The 16,842-nt window shown below is 44.1% G+C and carries 17 protein-coding genes; 6 read left to right on the top strand and 11 right to left on the bottom strand.

All coding sequences use genetic code 11. From position 1 onward, the window contains the following. Window positions 1-20 precede the first annotated feature (20 nt). Together OCV20_RS09590 and OCV20_RS09585 are read right to left on the bottom strand one after the other, a co-directional pair. The gene (locus tag OCV20_RS09590) at window positions 21-929 is read right to left on the bottom strand and encodes a LysR family transcriptional regulator (protein ID WP_050649558.1); all 909 of its coding nucleotides are present in this window, start codon (window positions 927-929) and stop codon (window positions 21-23) included. 120 nt (window positions 930-1,049) lie between these two features. Beyond that, entirely contained in the window at window positions 1,050-3,143 is a 2,094-nt protein-coding gene (locus OCV20_RS09585) for an FUSC family protein (RefSeq protein ID WP_086775270.1), read from the bottom strand. 394 nt (window positions 3,144-3,537) lie between these two features. Between OCV20_RS09585 and OCV20_RS09580 the strand changes: the two genes are divergently transcribed. Beyond that, window positions 3,538-4,737 carry a hypothetical protein gene (locus OCV20_RS09580; RefSeq protein WP_059019414.1) on the top strand — a complete coding sequence of 400 codons (1,200 nt, stop codon included), beginning with the start codon at window positions 3,538-3,540 and terminating at the stop codon, window positions 4,735-4,737. A 75-nt stretch (window positions 4,738-4,812) separates the two neighbouring features. On the opposite strand, the gene OCV20_RS09575 is transcribed toward OCV20_RS09580, so the two are convergent. The 6 genes from OCV20_RS09575 to OCV20_RS09550 all read right to left on the bottom strand — a co-directional run bounded on the left by OCV20_RS09575 (window position 4,813) and on the right by OCV20_RS09550 (window position 12,504). Then, window positions 4,813-5,538: a metallophosphoesterase family protein gene (locus OCV20_RS09575; protein WP_086775269.1), complete on the bottom strand. Its 726-nt coding sequence runs from the start codon at window positions 5,536-5,538 to the stop codon at window positions 4,813-4,815. 79 nt (window positions 5,539-5,617) lie between these two features. Further along, the gene (locus OCV20_RS09570) at window positions 5,618-6,112 is read right to left on the bottom strand and encodes a YcxB family protein (RefSeq protein WP_048617387.1); all 495 of its coding nucleotides are present in this window, start codon (window positions 6,110-6,112) and stop codon (window positions 5,618-5,620) included. 467 nt (window positions 6,113-6,579) lie between these two features. After that, a complete protein-coding gene (locus tag OCV20_RS09565; RefSeq protein WP_086775268.1) occupies window positions 6,580-8,574 on the bottom strand; it encodes a choice-of-anchor X domain-containing protein in 1,995 nt (664 codons plus the stop codon). A 12-nt stretch (window positions 8,575-8,586) separates the two neighbouring features. Further along, window positions 8,587-10,104: an esterase/lipase family protein gene (locus tag OCV20_RS09560; protein WP_086775267.1), complete on the bottom strand. Its 1,518-nt coding sequence runs from the start codon at window positions 10,102-10,104 to the stop codon at window positions 8,587-8,589. A gap of 489 nt (window positions 10,105-10,593) precedes the next feature. Then, a complete protein-coding gene (locus OCV20_RS09555; RefSeq protein WP_086775266.1) occupies window positions 10,594-11,688 on the bottom strand; it encodes a nickel/cobalt transporter in 1,095 nt (364 codons plus the stop codon). A 93-nt stretch (window positions 11,689-11,781) separates the two neighbouring features. Then, a complete protein-coding gene (locus OCV20_RS09550) occupies window positions 11,782-12,504 on the bottom strand; it encodes a DUF1007 family protein (protein ID WP_108721732.1) in 723 nt (240 codons plus the stop codon). 347 nt (window positions 12,505-12,851) lie between these two features. Between OCV20_RS09550 and rcnR the strand changes: the two genes are divergently transcribed. Continuing rightward, window positions 12,852-13,127: a Ni(II)/Co(II)-binding transcriptional repressor RcnR gene (gene rcnR / locus OCV20_RS09545; protein ID WP_059019889.1), complete on the top strand. Its 276-nt coding sequence runs from the start codon at window positions 12,852-12,854 to the stop codon at window positions 13,125-13,127. A gap of 9 nt (window positions 13,128-13,136) precedes the next feature. On the opposite strand, the gene OCV20_RS09540 is transcribed toward rcnR, so the two are convergent. Further along, on the bottom strand, window positions 13,137-13,316 hold the full coding sequence (locus tag OCV20_RS09540) for a DUF1289 domain-containing protein (protein ID WP_048611762.1): 180 nt from the start codon (window positions 13,314-13,316) through the stop codon (window positions 13,137-13,139). Between the two features lie 48 nt (window positions 13,317-13,364). After that, complete coding sequence (locus tag OCV20_RS09535; RefSeq protein WP_048611764.1) at window positions 13,365-13,802, bottom strand: hypothetical protein; 438 nt, start codon at window positions 13,800-13,802, stop codon at window positions 13,365-13,367. Window positions 13,803-14,074: 272 nt separating this feature from the next. On the opposite strand from OCV20_RS09535, the gene OCV20_RS09530 reads away from it, so the two are divergent. Together OCV20_RS09530 and nqrM are read left to right on the top strand one after the other, a co-directional pair. Further along, window positions 14,075-14,521 (top strand): NifB/NifX family molybdenum-iron cluster-binding protein, encoded by a 447-nt coding sequence (locus OCV20_RS09530; protein ID WP_086775265.1) that lies wholly within the window; start codon window positions 14,075-14,077, stop codon window positions 14,519-14,521. Further along, the gene (gene nqrM, locus OCV20_RS09525) at window positions 14,518-14,715 is read left to right on the top strand and encodes a (Na+)-NQR maturation NqrM (RefSeq protein WP_086775264.1); all 198 of its coding nucleotides are present in this window, start codon (window positions 14,518-14,520) and stop codon (window positions 14,713-14,715) included. The genes OCV20_RS09530 and nqrM overlap by 4 nt, the downstream gene beginning before the upstream one ends. Window positions 14,716-14,775: 60 nt before the next feature. Here the strand turns inward: nqrM and OCV20_RS09520 are convergent, their stop codons facing one another. After that, complete coding sequence (locus OCV20_RS09520) at window positions 14,776-15,054, bottom strand: DUF134 domain-containing protein (RefSeq protein WP_017057476.1); 279 nt, start codon at window positions 15,052-15,054, stop codon at window positions 14,776-14,778. A gap of 35 nt (window positions 15,055-15,089) precedes the next feature. On the opposite strand from OCV20_RS09520, the gene OCV20_RS09515 reads away from it, so the two are divergent. Together OCV20_RS09515 and OCV20_RS09510 are read left to right on the top strand one after the other, a co-directional pair. Then, a complete protein-coding gene (locus OCV20_RS09515; protein ID WP_086775263.1) occupies window positions 15,090-15,527 on the top strand; it encodes a PaaI family thioesterase in 438 nt (145 codons plus the stop codon). A 215-nt stretch (window positions 15,528-15,742) separates the two neighbouring features. Continuing rightward, a complete protein-coding gene (locus tag OCV20_RS09510; RefSeq protein WP_086775262.1) occupies window positions 15,743-16,834 on the top strand; it encodes a transporter substrate-binding domain-containing protein in 1,092 nt (363 codons plus the stop codon). The last annotated feature ends 8 nt before the right edge of the window (window positions 16,835-16,842 follow it).

Here is a 16,842-nt window from a genome sequence, read left to right as displayed (position 1 = left end):
AATCTGGTATAGATAACTTTCTAAGCCATGTTTTGTTGAATCGCCTCAATTTCACTCTGTACGACAGCAACAAATATACTGGCTGTAGGGGATAGAGTATGCGAATGGTGTGTCATCACTAATGGCATTTCTACGTCCACAGATTCAAGATTAACAAATACACATCCCTCACTGCGTAAATCACGAATTGCATGCGGAGCGATAGAGACACCTAAGCCAGAAGATACTTGAGTCAACACGGTTTGCATGTTGTTGGGTTGTTTTTTTATATTTGGAGAGAAGCCAGATAGGTCACATTGAGTAATGATCGAGTCAAATAATCCTACCGCTTGTTCACGTTCAAATAAGATGAAAGGGTCTTGCTGCAGTTGTTTTATTTGAATGGTGGAGTATTGCGCCAGCTCGTGGGTGACGGGCAAAACAGCGACAAGCTTATCTGTGTAAATTGTCACCGAGGTGTAATCATCCACAAGCAGGTTCGGCAGTGGGCGAGAGAAGCTAATATCGATCTCTCGTTTGTCCAGAGCTTCGATCTGTTCAGAAGCCGTCATCTCAACAAGATCAACATCAATATTGGGGTTTTCAGCGATATACTGTCGAACTAAACGAGGCAGAAAACTCAGAGTTGCGCCTCCAAGATAACCAATCGTTAAAGTACCTATACAACCAGAAGAAGCTCGAATCGCGGACTGTTTGGCTTGTTCCGTTTGTTCGATGAGTCTAATCGCATCTTTAAGTAAGTGTTGCCCTGCGGCGCTAATGACGACTTCGCGAGATGTACGGAAAAATAGGCTCACTCCAAGTTCATGTTCAAGGCTTGTGATGTGACGGCTAATGGCAGGTTGAACGGTATTCAACTCTTTTGCAGCTTTTGAAAAACTGCAATGTGTCGCGACAGCCACAAAGCTTTTTAGTACTTTGATTTCCATATAGCCTCAATATAAACCTAGGTGATAAAAAAGCGCTAATCTGCGCCTATATTGCTTTGATTATCAATCACAAAGACCTTGCTAGCAAACCTTAGGGTAACAACGTTTGCAAGGCTTTGGTCACTTGCGGGAGATGGAAGGGTCGTCCTGTGTATCTAGCTTGTTAGATTCTTCGTTTTCGAGATTGTGCCGAACTAAATCGTGCATTTGTTTTACCGTCATCAGTGCTAACCAGATGATTTCTTCTACTGAACGCTGCCCAGCTGCAGACATTGGGTGGTCGGCGTCAGTTTGATTGGTAAGCGCGGGCAGCTCATGGACGCGGTTATCTCGAATGGTATTGATCAATGCATCCATCGCATCATGAATCAAACTCTCGACTTGTTGCGAGCCTTGGTATTGCGTGCCTTTCCTGACCAGAGGAATCAGCAAGCAGAGGTAATGGCTTAACAATCGATAGTGACTCAGCATATCTTCATAATAGTGAGGATCGGCGCGAGTGTGTTTTGGCTCTTGCTGCATCTCGTTGTAAATCAGCTCAAGGTCGCTTTCTGCAGTTAGCATAGCGGCACGTTGCTTGGTTAGAGCAGTATGGTCATGTTGTTCGGTGCCAATTTGCAGCTGTTCATAGCAATACACAAATAAGCTTTTTGAACTATCAAGTGCCTTTAACGCTTGAGTGTGGATCTCTTTGCCTCGCCATTGCGGCCATAACAAGCTATATCCGAGCAGAACAATCGCACCACCGACCACGGTGTCGATAACGCGTGGCGCGGCAAAGTCGAGCCCTTGGTGCGCCATGGTCTGATACACCAAAATCAATAGCGCCGTAATACAGCCAATGGCGAGTGAGTAATGGCGCATAATATTAAGCATCGCGACAGGCAAGAGGATGACGATAAGCGTATACATTGCGTTCGTCGGCACACCAATGTGAATTAAAGAGGTCGCGAACAGCACACCAAGCGCCGTACCTAAACAGCGTTGCCACGTTTTACTGCGTGTCGCTAAGAAGCTTGGTTGAATCACCATTAGCATCGAAATCAGAACCCAATCAGGGCGAATCAATTCAAAGTATTCCGCAATTCCAGCGCCAAGTGCGAACATTAAACCGACACGGGTAACATGACGCCATATTGGATTGCCTCGGCTTGGCAGGCGAAAAGACAGCTCGAACGGCTGTACTTCAAAAGAGCGCTCATAAGCGGGTTCATTTATCTCAATACGGCGAGATATGTGCTTCACGGCGAATGCCCAATAACGAAAGCGGGGTTGGTCTTCGAGCTTGACCGCTTCAATCAAGTCGTCGGCTTCTTGTTGTAATGAACTTAAATGCTTCATCTCTTCGTTTGTGTTGAGCAGAAGCTGTTTGGCTTTGTGTCTTAACCTTTGCTGGCAATGTTGGCTCCATACCAATAGCAAGTCTCGTTTGTGTTTATTCGACTGAAATTGGATTAATAGATCGGGATTCGTTGTGTGGCTGCTGATTATCACTTCAAACGTATCAAGCGCGAGGAACAAGGCTTGTCGGAGCGAGTTAGCATCTTCTTGTTTAGATCGAAAAGATTCGGATTGAAGAGCCTGTTGGAACAACTCGATGAGTTGGTATTTGATGCGTCTTTTCGGTGCATCACTTTCGCTACCTAACAAGAATGCTTGTCGATATTGGATGTAGTCTGCCAAGGTTTCGTAAATCGCGGATAGACACACGCGCAATGCATAGTGCTTCCATAGCGCAAACCAAAGCCAGCTAAACAGCGAAAAAGTAAGGGGGCCAAGTACTAACATCGGGTACAAGCTTAACGCTGTGTTGGAGTTATGAAGCGACAGACTGACGACAGCAATCAGGAGGCTAGACATGCCGAGCCTCGCCCAGAATGGACCGTTTACCGCCGCACTGGCAAGCAATGCACCCATTGCACCATAAGTCACCCATAAAGGCAGTCCGCTTTTCAGCAGAGCGTAACTGACGGCCAGAGTCATGCCCCAAGCCGTTGCGGTGATCGCAAAACGTGTCCATCTCCTTGGTCCTGCTGCGTCGAGTCCACTAATCAGGGCGGCTGGCATGGTCATCAGCGCGGTCATGGCGATAGTGGTTTGATTCGACAGCACCCCTAAACCGAGAAACAGTACAATGGCACTGGTGGCGCGAAGCCCAAGGTTAATAGAAGGGGAGTACCAGACTTTACGCAAAATGGCAGGAGAAAACGTCATAGACCCTCGTTATTTGTTTGATCTTAATGAGTGTAACGCCAAATCTGTTTCCACGCTGGCTTCAATCACAGATTGATAAATTAAAGCACAACAAACCTTTAGGTGAAATTCGACTCACCACTCCTTCCTAGCTTTTCCTAGCTGGGTCAGTTGGCTCTATGCTCAAACAGAAGCTACATTTGATTTTATAGCTCAAACTTTTTAGCCACAGAAAAGACTGATATCGAACAATATGGTGGGCGATTACTGATCACTCCGAGAGGTAAAGATAAAGAGTCCGCCAATACGTTTCGAGGCTCTTTTCGCGTTTTACAATTCTTCATATCAGCCTCTTTTGTGTGTAAATATTCAATTTGCTAAATGATCTTAAATGGATGAACAAGGACAGTGAATCATGCCAGATATTTTGAACAATTCTTTGGAAATAACAGGTGACCCGATAGACGACAAACAACTTTTCTTTCTTAGGTTTTTTAGTGAAGTAAGCATCGATGACACAGTAAAAACACCTGAACAAATCAGAAAAAATAGAAAGGTGCTGAACAAAGTCAGAAAAATAACGAATGAGGTGAAGGACCTCTCAAAGTCGAATGATAGCGATAATGGGCAAGCGGTAGGTGACACATCAAATGAGATCTTCGCTCAGGTAAACAGGACGGTTCAAGGCGTTCCTGGATTGGAGTTATTACCTTCAAACGTATTTACCGAGATGAAACCTTTGATCTTTGACTTAGTCAGCGATGTTTGGGAAGAATTTGCTCCTTTCATCAAAGACACCAAAGGGATAGTTCAAGGCGCATATAAAGGCCTGAAGGGCGTGTCACTCTATAAGAAAGCGACCAAGGTGATATCAGTAGCGGATAGCCAAGGGCAGATGACGCTACGAGTGGTGAGAAGAAAAATTAAAGCGACAGCCTTAGAAGACGGGTTGTTGGAGTTTTCTTTTAATTCCGCAACGTTAGTGGTCAATATCGTTTCTTTGGGTACTGCCTCACCAGCGACAGCCATAGCAAGAGCGGCGAAATCAATTTGTCAGTGGTGCGTTAACTACATTTACAGAAAGATTACTATCGCCCGATACAAAGCTTTCCAAAAAGAATGCCTGAGAATGTATCTGAACAAGAGCACGATCACTGGCCTAGCTTGCTGTACGTTTTTCAACAAGAGCATCCAAGATATACCGGTTGTCGCGATGATGTGGATTCTACATCCTTTAGTCAGCTCTAAAGAAGAGGTGCTCATTGGCGTGTTGGATCTGCCAGCTTACAAGAAACGTTCACTCATGAAAAAGCACATGAGAAAGCTCAAATATAAGTTTAAGAAGGAGCCCGATAAGTTTGCTAGCTACGCACCAGGTAGTGAACTTGCAGGTAAGATTTACAAGTCTTACGAAAAAACCAGAAAGTTTGCCCGCAAATACATCACTAAGTCGGGTATTGAATTCGTCACGATGGACACGATCTACGTGGCTTATTTAGCTCAAATTAAAGATGGTGTGAGTTATCTCAATACATCAAAAGACGAGTTCGACAAAGCGCTAAGCAAAAAAGACAAGTTGAAAGGTAAGCTCAAAGAAGTCAAAGAATATTTGTAGCGGAGCACCAAGCTAGCGGAACATCGAATTAGCAGCGCAGCAAGGTTAAAGCTAACAACCTTAAAGCTAGCATCCTCAAAGGTAGATAGCTTGATAGTCGATGGAATCAGTCGACAACGAGATTCGACTTAATCCTACCTTCTCGCTGCGATTGTATTCATTGATCGAGTGGTCAAAGCCATAGGCTGTAGAAGGGGCCATATATTGAGTTATGCCTTGTTGTGTCGCCGTTATTCCATCATGGCCATGACCGCAGACCACATCACGAACACGATATTTTCGCAGCACGCTCATCACATCAGCATCGTTCTCTAGACGGATTGCTTTCATCCAATCTGCCCCGGCTGGAATGACAGGGTGGTGAACAACCACGATAGGATCATTGGCCTTTCTCAATTGTCGTTTTAGCTGAGCCATGCCGCGGTTATCAATACGCCCTGAACCAAGTGGGTGGCGGCTGTCTAGCGGCTTGAAGCTTGAGTCTAGGAACACAAACTCTCGTTCACAGATGGTGGCTTTGTCGGTGACACAAATCGTCGAGCCTTTTAACTCTGTGCGCATTAAGGAAGAGTCATCATGATTCCCCGCAATCGCGTAAATGGATTGAGCGCCGATGTGTTGCCTAATGAACGCCTCTAATCGAACGTAGTCGCCAGACTTTGGATTACAACAAATATCACCAGTCAGAAAAATGCTCTTGCATGCTGTGTCTTTGCTGACGTATTCCAGTGCTCTGCGCAGGTTCTCATAGCTGGAATCATCGGAAAGGTGGCAATCACTGATTTGGTACACGGTATTCATTGTTATGGTCCGGTCATTCGATACATTGAATTAAAGGTGATAGAAAAATGCCTGCTAAGTCAGCAGGCATTTATTGGTGTTATTTCGCTTTTGATGCGGCGTGGTGTTCAATCATGAACGCAATGGCTTCATCGCTTAAACAAGATTTACTCACATATTGGCGCTGTTTACCGATATGCAGGATAAAACCAAGATCGGTCTGCTCAAGTTGGTCGATGTCACTCCACGCGATAGCGTTGGTCGCTTTGTGGTTTTTGTAACTTACTCCGTTAGCATCACCTTGAAAGACGATTTTGCTGCCTGCGCCTGAGCTGATTTTTTGTCGCCATAACCACCAGGTTCTTTTGCAGTACACACTGAATGCTTCAATCACACTCAAAACAATAAAGAACCAGCCAACATAGCCGTTAGGTAATAGTTCAAACTCCAGCAAAACCACACCAAAAATAAGAAACAGTATTCCTTTTAAGTAGGCTTTTGGAAATTGAGTCGGAAGGCTAGTTTGATCATAACACTCCGCGAAAAACGTCTTGTCGAGTTTGTATTCTGTAGTGAAACCGGGTTCTTTAGACATGTGAGGCTACTTTAATGCTTCTTGTTAATGGGCTGTCAGTGGGCAGGTGTCCCACGCTGCAATTTTACAACTTGATTATTGTATCGCTTCTCACTGTTTTTATTTAGATATTTTGGCTCTGTTTTGTAAATCGATGATACTTAACGGGTCTATTCTAACTTTAGCTATCAGACTAGTGTAGGGGCATCTTTAAAGTCACCTAAAAAATTGGTGATGGGATGGATAGATCTGTGGAGTCACCTGGTTGTTGGGACTACTGGCCTTTTCGGATAAAACTTCGATCTCATTTTGTTGGTTGATGGAGTCTATAGTGATTAGCGTGCCTTATCACTACTGTTGAGGGGCTGGTATAGTCTGCTCTAACAGAATAAACATATGAAGCTTGCAAAGTTCATCACCGTTCACTCTGAGAGGCCATGCCCAAAGCGATAGCTTGGGCATGGCCTTATTCTATTTCAGTTTTAGGATCAGTACTCGATGAATAATGACACCTGCTTAACGTTAATGAAGAAACTTCTTTCATAGGGAGAAGAGGTAAGAGCAATATCTAGTTTGTTCAACCCAGACACTCTCTTCTCATTTAATGCTTCTAATAGTTTAGAGTTGGTAAACCTAAGCGTTTGACCTGCTTCTACGTTGTTGAATGTAGTGAGTGGGTTACTCCATGCTGCACATATTGTAAAAGACTCACAGAAAGTGTCGTAATCTAGTGTGTTTGGAGACCAAGTTTGATTAACGATATGCGCAGTTACATTGTTGAATGGAAATTGAAGGGTTGAATCTCCGAAGTCAACAATAAGTGTAGCCTGTTTGATTTTCCCTCGAACCTCACTTAAGTCAAAACTCGCTAGTGTTTCGTAGTCGTATGGGATTGAAGCCCCCGCTCTTAAGTAACCACCGACACGATGTTGCGTGACTTGTGTTGCTGGGGTTGCTTGCCAGTTTTCTCTTTCCAAACCGAATAGGTTAGAGGGGAGGGTCACATTCACTGGCGGACTGAAATCAGAGGCTTGGTATGGTGGAGTTTGACCGAGAACTCCTTGTCGATAGGAGTCAACGCCACTGTAGATTAGCAGTGCGTTCAGTTCATAAGGACCATCGACTTGCTTAAACGTGTCACCAGGAACGGTAAACTTGATGGTGTTTTCGCTAGCCTCAAGCGGTTCTTGGAAACTCACTAGCTCTAAATACTCTCCGGCTGCACCAACGATATTTACCGAACCTGTGTAAGTTCCACTGCGCGTAACATGGATAGGAAACTCAAAATTCAGCGAATCAATGTAGGTTCCATCTTGCGACATAGTCGGTGTGGTGACTAAACCCCCCGTGACTTCAATCGGTTCGCGGCAACGCTCAAAAGATGCTAAATCAATAAATTCTTCAAACTGAATTCGAGGGGCTGAAATTCGTATGTCATCTTGAGTGATTGCGTAGATGATCGTCGGATTGGAGGTCAAAGTAGACCCTGAATCAAACGCGCCAAAAATATCTTCAGTTGAGTACTGTAGAGTGACGATTTGCTTCGCAGGTTTGAGTTGCAGACGTTTGCTTGTGTTCAGCTCGTCAATTCCATCGGTGAGGTAACCATGAATGGCAAAATCCCCCGCGGATTTAACATCAAGTTCCAAGCGCTGCTCCAAGGCAATAACACAGCCTTCAGAGGAAAACAGTGGAGCGAGTGAGTGGCTGACAAATTCAATGTCAGCGGGTAGTACGTGGACTTTTTTACTTGTCTGGCGAGTGATAGTTGTTCCATATTCTTCAAAAGACGTTGTGCCTTCAATTAGATAATCCCCTTCAGCGGGTGGAACGAAAATATTGCTGTAGACACCATCTTTAGCAAGAGCATCGAAATTGACACCCTCATCTTTAAGCGCCAGGCGTGTTTTTATTCCAGCTTCATCAATGATCACTGCGCTGGTTTGGGCTCCTGTGATTGGATTCCCTTTGTTTGTCAGTAATGCAGAAACGGGAACTGGTTCACCGACCACAAATTGGTTTGCAGCTATCGCCATGCCAAACGCAATAGGGGATTGGATCACAACCTGAGCAATAATTACTGTGTTGTAACTTGGGTTTGGAAAATCAACGACGATCTTCCATTCGCCAGGTTCAGGGTTAGTTACTTCAGGCAAAAATAAATAGCTGCCCGGTAGCGGCGGACTTTGTGTGTCACCTGAAAGTATGTTCGCTTGCACATCATTGGATGATGTTGCGACTTGCCCGTTAGGCTTGACTAAATATACGGTTGCATCATCCAACGGCACGATGATTTCTGCTTTTAGGGCTTCCGCTTTGTCGATGGTAAATAGCATTGTGACTTCGTTATCGTTACTAGTCACTGGTTGAGATAGTGTCGTGTTTGTACTCATCCCAACGGGTATTGCATTACTGGCGATAGCCGGTGTGATGAAGGTACAGAAAAGACTGAACACCATCACTAATTGCTTGATGAATTTCATTGTGGCCACTCCTTAGCGCATTGAAATAATTTGTTGTAGAAAACGTTCAACGTTTTGTCCCGTTTTCATTGTTGAGTGGTTAGCCAATACGTTACCCAATGCATTGGTATAACTTGGGTTAGCGCTTGCCAAGGTCACAACAACATCATTTTCTTGCGGTACTGTTTGAATGGCTTGGTAACTGACTATGGTGATTGGATGAGCTTGTGGTCCATACACACTTGGCATTGTGACCGATTGAGTTTGAGTATCGAGGTAGGCCGCAGAACTAAAGCTTCTTAGCGCCTGCCAAGCGGTAACGCCTGCCCAACGCGATCCCCATGGGAATAGGCCAACGATATCAGGATCTTTCTCAATAACACCGTCTTGGTTGAGATCGGCATTTGCCCCAATAGAAAATGTATTTGCAATATTGCCGCGAGTACGCATTTGGATCGCGTTTGATGCTGTATCCGTTGTTAGATCACGGATACCAGGCATTTTAGGACCCGCAAACGGAATATTTGGGAGTTGCATGTACTTGCCAGCGTAATTATTTGGATCGGCACTGACGTTACTGTAGATATCGGCGTAGTGGTCCATTTTTATCACCGACAAATCTGCTGCGACGCTACCAAGGTGAGGTGTGGAGAAAGTAGAAAGGGAGGTTATCTCAAAGGAAGGGCTAAGTGCTTTGAGGTTTTGGGTATCTAGCCCGCCTTTACTGTGTGCAATGACGTGAACTTTGTCGGATTTCAACTCATCGAGAAAACCCTGAATTTTGTTGTTCAAGATATTAGCGTTAGTCGCCGTGGTTCCATTTTTGTCAGCAGAGAAACGAGTATAACGAATGCCATAGTCATCAAGTGTAGAAAGCACGCCTGGAGCCGTATCATCATCCCAAGTGTCTGATTGTGCAGCAATGCCATGAGCAAGAATCACAGGAATGGCAACATCAAACTCGATTGAGACCCAATCGACAGACATACACCAGTTGTCTCCCGTATTGCCAGTATCAATATCGACGCGAATCTCATTGTTTTGGCCGAACTTGATATCACTGATATCGACTTGAAGGTTAGTATCCGTCCAACGGTTATCAGCGCCTTGCAGCGTACCTAAAGACTTTCCGTTAAAAGATACGATATCTATTTCTGGAGCAATATTACTGACGTTGGCATTGGAGTCTATGTCGAAGACCGGCATGCTGATCCTTGCGTTAGAACCGATAACGCCTTTTTGCTGCATATCGCCCAGTTTACTTGGGGCAATTCTCCCGTCACTTTGTAAAACGTTGGGGCTGACGACCATAGGAACAGGTAAAGAGATAAGTAGAGGTCCGCCAGAAGCATAGGTACAACCGGTATCCAGACCAGGACCCGAATTCACAACATAAACGCCGAGTTCTTCTTGCGGTGGGGCTATCCCAGAGCTTTGTGAGCGCATCGAAAAATTACGCAATTCGTGTGAATCAGGTATATCTTCGGCACTCGCGAAACTCGGAGAAAGTAACAAAACACTGAGCGTGGCGCTCGGAATGTATAGTTTCATTTGTTTACCTTTGAGTATAGGTTATCCAAGAATTTGGTTGAAGAAAGCTCTATCTGTAGTTGTAAGGTAAAGGCTTGGAGTTTGATGTGAAATTTATTGGGTATAATTTCGGCTTGTTACTCAATTGATAAAACTGCTGCTCTATTTTTTTTCAAAATAGGAAGAGTGCGATCGCAGTTTCTGGAGTGCGGAAATTGTGTCCTTATTTTCAAAAAGAGGGGGATAGTGTTCTAAGATTGTTAGAACAATCTAAGTTAGTTTATGAAAGAGTAGCTAAGAATAGGAAAATCAAAGTTGGATGTAGGTTTGTTACAGAACTACTTAAAGCTCGCTGTTCTGAATGGCTGACTACTAACCTAACTAACTGTGCAAAGTTAGGTTAGTAGAAATTATGTAGCTGTTAATTCAGATTTGAGAGATAAGGGCTAGTGTTTTTTAGTAAAAATGGTAAAGGTCGTAATAAACTGAGGTTTGTTATTACATCGTTTGCTACATAGTGAAAACAGGGGACATGCCGCTGTCTTGGCCGTTCATTAACAACAAGCCAATCAACACAAGCAAAATGCCGCCAAAGAGTTGCAAGTAGTGACCTGCGGCTTTCAATGAGGCGTTGTTCTTGTTGTTGCCTGCTGCCAAGTAGCGCTTCACTAGGTGTTTGCCTGTTAGCGTCATCATTGCAATTAATGAGGTTGTTAATGCTGTGCCTATGGCCATCGCAAAGGCGCTCAATACGCCCATCCAATATAGGCCAACCATGTTCGCGAATAGCAGTACCATGATGGCTCCGGTGCACGGTCTTACGCCAATCGTCACTATGATTCCCGCATATTCGCGGAGCGTTGAGGCTTTGTTGATTGCCTCTGCATCGGCTAGATGCTGGTGGCCGCACCCACAGTCGGCATGAGAATGATCTGCATGAGTGTGGTCAGCGGCTTGTAATGCATTGGTAGCGCCCATAACCATTGAACCAGATGAACGAAGTGCCATTGGCGAACGCGCTGAAATTGGCGCAGCTGTGTCTGTTGCGAGTGTGGTGATGGTTTTCACTTTTAGCTTAGGCTTACGCTTACACATAGCGGTGTAGATGTTTTTCACAGCCTTCCAACATATAAGCGCGCCGACGATTGCAACTAAAGCAAAGCTTAATGAAACAAACATATTCGCTTTGTCATTCACGACTCGCATGGAAGCACTAAAGCCCCACAGCAACACGCTTACTAATAAGATCGCGACCAGTGCTTGTAAAAAAGCGGAGACGACCGTAAGCACTAAACTCGCTTTTGCTTTGGTTGGGTGAGTGGCTAAGTAGGTAGAGACAATAACCTTGCCGTGCCCAGGCCCCAAAGAGTGGAGCATACCGTAGATAAAGCTGAATCCGATAAGGTAACTGCCTGCGCCCCAAGGATTAGATTTGGCTTCATAGAGTAGGTCGGCTAGCTCTGAGTTAACTTCCCTTTGCCATTGGATACTAGAGATAACTAACGATGGCCACATGGACCACACTTGATATGCACCGACAGCAACAAGCAATAAAGCTCCGGCGCCAATAAGGTAATGATTGAGTTTGGATTGATTTTTCTTCATCTAACAAGAACCTATATCTGGAATCTTTCTGTTAATTAGTTGCCATGCTAATCAGCTAGACGCTGACTTAAAGGCTGAAACGAATCACTGCGACTAAGAAGTGGGAACCGCAGCACAATGAAGCTCAACCGATTGTGTAAACAGTTGGCCTAGCGTGTTATCTGGATCTGCATCGACAGGTAAAGACATCGCATAACTCATCTGTTCTGGCGTCGGGTTAGGCTCGATTAATTCTAACTGGCATTGTCTCGCTAGTTCAGGTGACAATGTCACGTCTCTATTGGATAGCCACGACATGTCGACAAAGTAACTAGGGTCAAAAATCAATACGCGAAGCGAGTCTCTTGTCACTGGTTTGGGCTTAGAAAGTGGCAGGTCAAATGTTAGAACCATCTTGGCTTTATCACGCTCAAATTTCGCGTTCTCAACCACCTGATATTTGATGGGCTCTTCACCATCATAAAAGTACGTGAAGTAGTGTTCATACATCATGTTTTCGATTACAGACGCAGCGAGCTTTTTGAATGTCTCAGCTTCTGTATCGGCAGAGACATCTTCGCCATCCAACATGTACATGGATGTCATTGCATCAAAAGACCACTCCATAGAGAGACCAGTGATCATGCCATTCTCTCCCTCAATATGAGTTTTCATCTCTATCCAAGAGTGAGGGTGGGCATATAGATTTGGCGCAAAAAACAATAATGCTAGGCCAACAGTCAATCCCTTGAGAGAGCGAAAGCATGTCGAGAAACGGCTTACGTAGCGAGAGAAGAAGCGATTGATTACATCGATTAGAATAAATAGCTGTTTCATGAGAAATGATGGTTATTTAGTGTGATGTTATATTATAACAATTTGCTGCGTTGTTCACTTCAAATTGTCCGCTTGTTCATTTTAAAGCGGGCTGTCATTCTTGATTTTTAATTACCCCCATTTTTCCTATAAACATCTTTGATTGATGCTCAATTGGACATTATTCAGACTAGTGTGTGACGTTGAATAGTCGATTAAGATCTCGGTTGTAAGAGGCCTTTTTGTTGTTGGCTTGAGCTTAGCCCGTGATAACAAGCGTTAACGGTGCTAAAAACTACCCCCCAGTATAAATAAGGTGCTACATTACGCTTTATCCCTTTTCATTCAGCCACGTGAGTAAAAATGCTATGTCGCACACAGCCAAAGATCAGAAAAAGCTAAAGGCTCGAGTCAGCAAAATACAAGGTCAGGTGAATGGCCTAAAGAAAATGCTGGATGATGATGAACAGCAATGTCAGGACGTATTACAACAGATAGCGGCCATTCGTGGTGCGGTCAACGGCTTGATGAGAGAAGTGATTAAAGGCCATCTCCTAGAACATGTTGTACTAGAAGATGACAAGGATCAGCGTGAAGAAGATATGGAAGTGGTGCTTAAAGTTCTAGACTCTTACATCAAGTAAAGATTTGATTTATTGAGCTTTCATTTGTGATTTTCTTTTCACTAGCTCTTTCTTTAAAGCATTAACGGCGTAAGGCTTCATCGTTTTCCAAGCCTTACACTCTTCTCGAGTTCGACCACACCCCAAGCACCAACCTTTACTGTTTGAAAAGTCACACATGTCGATACATGGGCTTTTTTGCTTTTTCATTTTAGAATCTGTCCTATTAAAGCTTGTCTGAGTTATAGCTTGTCTGAGTTATAGTCTCTCTAAAACCTTATCGACACTTGCTTCAAGTGCTCGTAGTCGGTTGAATTCTTCAAACAAACGCTGTTCAAGGTTTTTGAAATTCAAAGGCAGTGTTCGCTGACAAATACCGTAGCTGTTATCTTGAGTTTTGTATCCTTTCCAACTCTCAATACGACTTTGTTCCAACTCTTTGAACTGACGTATAAATTCAGATTGGGCAGGGCAGTCCTCTTCCGCATGCATGCAGATAGGAAAGGCTTTTTGTTTAACCTGAGGCCCTTCAATAAAGGTTTCAAAGTGAACGCCACCTTGATTCTGGTTAAACCAATTCTCTTTGTATAGTTGAAGGTACTCGCCACGGTTATAAATTTCCCAACCATCTTCAAACCAGTTCGCTTTGCGCAGCATTTTCTCTAGGTTGCGGAACACACCCTTAACGTCTTTCATTCAGAAACTCTTCTCTTATCTGGTAATAGGGTCGGTGAAGCTCATAATATTGCGTTCAAAAAACTATACCCCTCCCCAGTATAAAATACTACCCCCTAGTATATATGGTTATTTGAAAGATAGTCGAGATAGGCTGAAGATGACGGCAAGTTTGGGTGCTTTTGATCTTACCTGTCGATCCAGTAAATCTTATTTTTCATATGATGGTTATTGGCATATGCCAGTAATGGAGCGTATGCTGAACTCCTGATCATCAATAACAGGAAGTTACTATGTTATACGCAGTACCTTGTCGCGACCTTCATGTTGGCAACCACTTTGCTCGTTCCCCTGAGATCGCGATTGTCGATGAACAACGACAAATAAAGCAGATTGTTCCTCTGATTGAGTCCGACACCTCTTGCAATAAAAAGAAGCAATGGATCGCTGTCCTCCGTTCTTACGATGTGAAATCTGTGGTGGTTCGTCATATCGGGAAGAAAATGTTGGCGCATTTGTTTAATATCGATATTCGAGTCTTGGCATCGACAGGTAAGGCAGAAATTGGGACTTTGGATTTCGACAATCTAAGGGAAGTGACCGATCTCGATTATGCTCGAGAGCCGAGAAATAGCGGGTGTAGCAATAAAACGTGTGGCGAGAAAGGGCACAAAAAACAAGCTTCGATTCTAATGGCACAGCCTAATCAGCTAGGTGCTATTCGAGGGTTCCGAAAATGACTTTTTTGTTGACGCTATTTGGGTTTGTAGGAGTCGTTACATTGATGGCGATAGGTGTGATTTTTTCGCGCAAGCCAATCAAAGGCAGTTGTGGAGGATTGGCGCAGTTAGATATTGAGCGTGAGTGCAATTGCAAGGATGTGTGTGAAGGGCAAAGCAGAAAGCTGTATCAGATTACTGAGCCATCAAGATAAGTATCGATCTAAGCATCAAGAGTTCTCGCTGAGTTAAATAACTTCTGGCTAACACGTTAATTAACTGCTTTGAATCACCAACGCGTGACCATTGACGATGCACTTGGCGACTTTAGCTCGTGCACGCTTGATGATGTTGCCGAACGTTTGGCGAGACACCTGCATTTGTTCAGCGGCTTCAAGCTGGCTCAGTCCTTCTTGATCAGCCAAGCGTAGGGCTTCGAGCTCTTCCAATAGCAATTCTTCTTTATGAAGCTCGTCCATAGGAACGCCATTAGGCTTAAAACAAGAGTAAGCCGCACGGGTACACAACTGGCGATGTTTTTTTGGTCGAGCCATATCAATCTCTAGCAATCTAAGGGTAAAAGGTCAGTATGAAGGTTTTCATTCCACACAACCATCGGCGTTGCCAAGTGTGTAGCCAAGGTTTTTTCACCGACAGCGCCATTTGTTTTGAAGCTGTTGGCGAGCATGACACTTTAACTAAGCACGAGGCAGTAGCTACATATAAAACCAGGGCCAAGATTGTACCAACAGATAAAGCTGAGGGCTACGATGGCATCATGCAGGGCGGCATAGTAACCACATTGCATGACAGCGCGATGCTGCATTGTTTATTTCAGAACAGTATCAAAGCGATGACGGTGAGCTTAACCTCTCGTTTTCATCATCCGATTTTGATTGGTCAAGAACTGGAAGTTCGTGCCCAGTGGGTCAAAAGTAGACGTAATATCTACTTCCTAGAAAGCCAAATTACGCAATGCGGAAAGTTATGTTCGTCGGCACAAAGCCAGTTCATGTCATCACACTAGCTATCGAGCGACAGTCTGCATGGTGCTAGTTTGTGATTCCGTTCTTTTGCACAATAAATAGAGGTTTTCTATAGTTAATGTAATAACGAATAAAACTAGCAGGGCAGTCTTGAATTCAATATCCACCTTTTAGTTCCTGAGCACGCTTGAATCCGTTCATTAGAGCGAGTTTCCCCGCACTCGATTCATCACTGCCTTTTCTCGGAGGGCTGCTGATGCCAAAATTCTTCAAATCGACACTCCATTATTGTGCTTTATCAATCGTCTTACTTTTTCCATTCTTCAGTAGCTATGCTTCTTCCGCCCCACTTAAAGTCGGTGTTTATCCATGTCCTCCTTTTGTCATCAGCTCTATGGAAGGCGAGTGGAGTGGTCTGAGTGTCGAGCTCTGGGAGCAGATCGCCAAAGAGATGGACGTTGAGTACACGCTAGAGACCCATCGCTTAGATGACTTACTCAATTCGATTGAAACCGAGCAAATTGATGTCGGTGTATCTTGTATTTCAATCACCCCAGAGCGAGAGTTATTTGCTGACTTTTCTCACTCTTTTTACGAAACTCATCTCGCTATTGCCGTTAAAAAACAGGGCTACTTTCAAACCTTACATGCCATTTTCTTCAATCCCGCGCTGTGGTTGATCATTGGTGCCGTGGTTTTTATCTCTGGCGTAATTGGCGCGTTTTTCTACCTATTGGAGCATGGCGAGAATGAAAAGCTTTATTCGATGAAAAGCCGAACGGGGCGTTTGTTGGAAAGCTTTATCATGGGCTTACTTTTTATCACGCGAGGCCCTTTCAATTACTTTGAATTTAAGAGCCTAACTGGACGAATTGCCACGGTGTTCATTGGTGTGTTTAGTATGCTGTTTATCGCCAGTATTACCGCTGTTTTAGCCAGTAAACTGACTCTCAGCCAAGGATCTTCACATATTGAAGGTGTGAATGATCTTACGAATGTGGAGGTGGGTGCCAAGGTAGCAACGACGTCTTCTTTGATGCTCACAAGCTTCGGTATCCGACACAAGAGTTATGTCGATATGCCAAGGCTTCTGGCGGCTTTAGAGGACGGTGAAGTCGAAGCGATTGTCGCTGATGATGTGGTTCTCAAATATATGATTGGTAATGGCAGAATAAGCGGGCAGTTTGAAGATCTGGAAGTGTTGCCGTATCAGCTAGAAAAGCAGAATTATGGCTTTATCATCACTGAAAATAACGTGTACGAAGAAGAGATTAACCGCGCACTGTTGAAGATTCGCGAGTCACGAAAGTGGCGTAAAATCTTGGTCGATTATTTCGCAGATCAGTAATCGAAATT

The sequence above is a fragment of the Vibrio coralliirubri genome (genome assembly GCF_024347375.1).
Taxonomy (GTDB): domain Bacteria; phylum Pseudomonadota; class Gammaproteobacteria; order Enterobacterales; family Vibrionaceae; genus Vibrio; species Vibrio coralliirubri.
The sequence above is the reverse complement of the archived record's forward strand: the minus strand, read 5'-3'. Positions and strand labels throughout refer to the sequence as shown.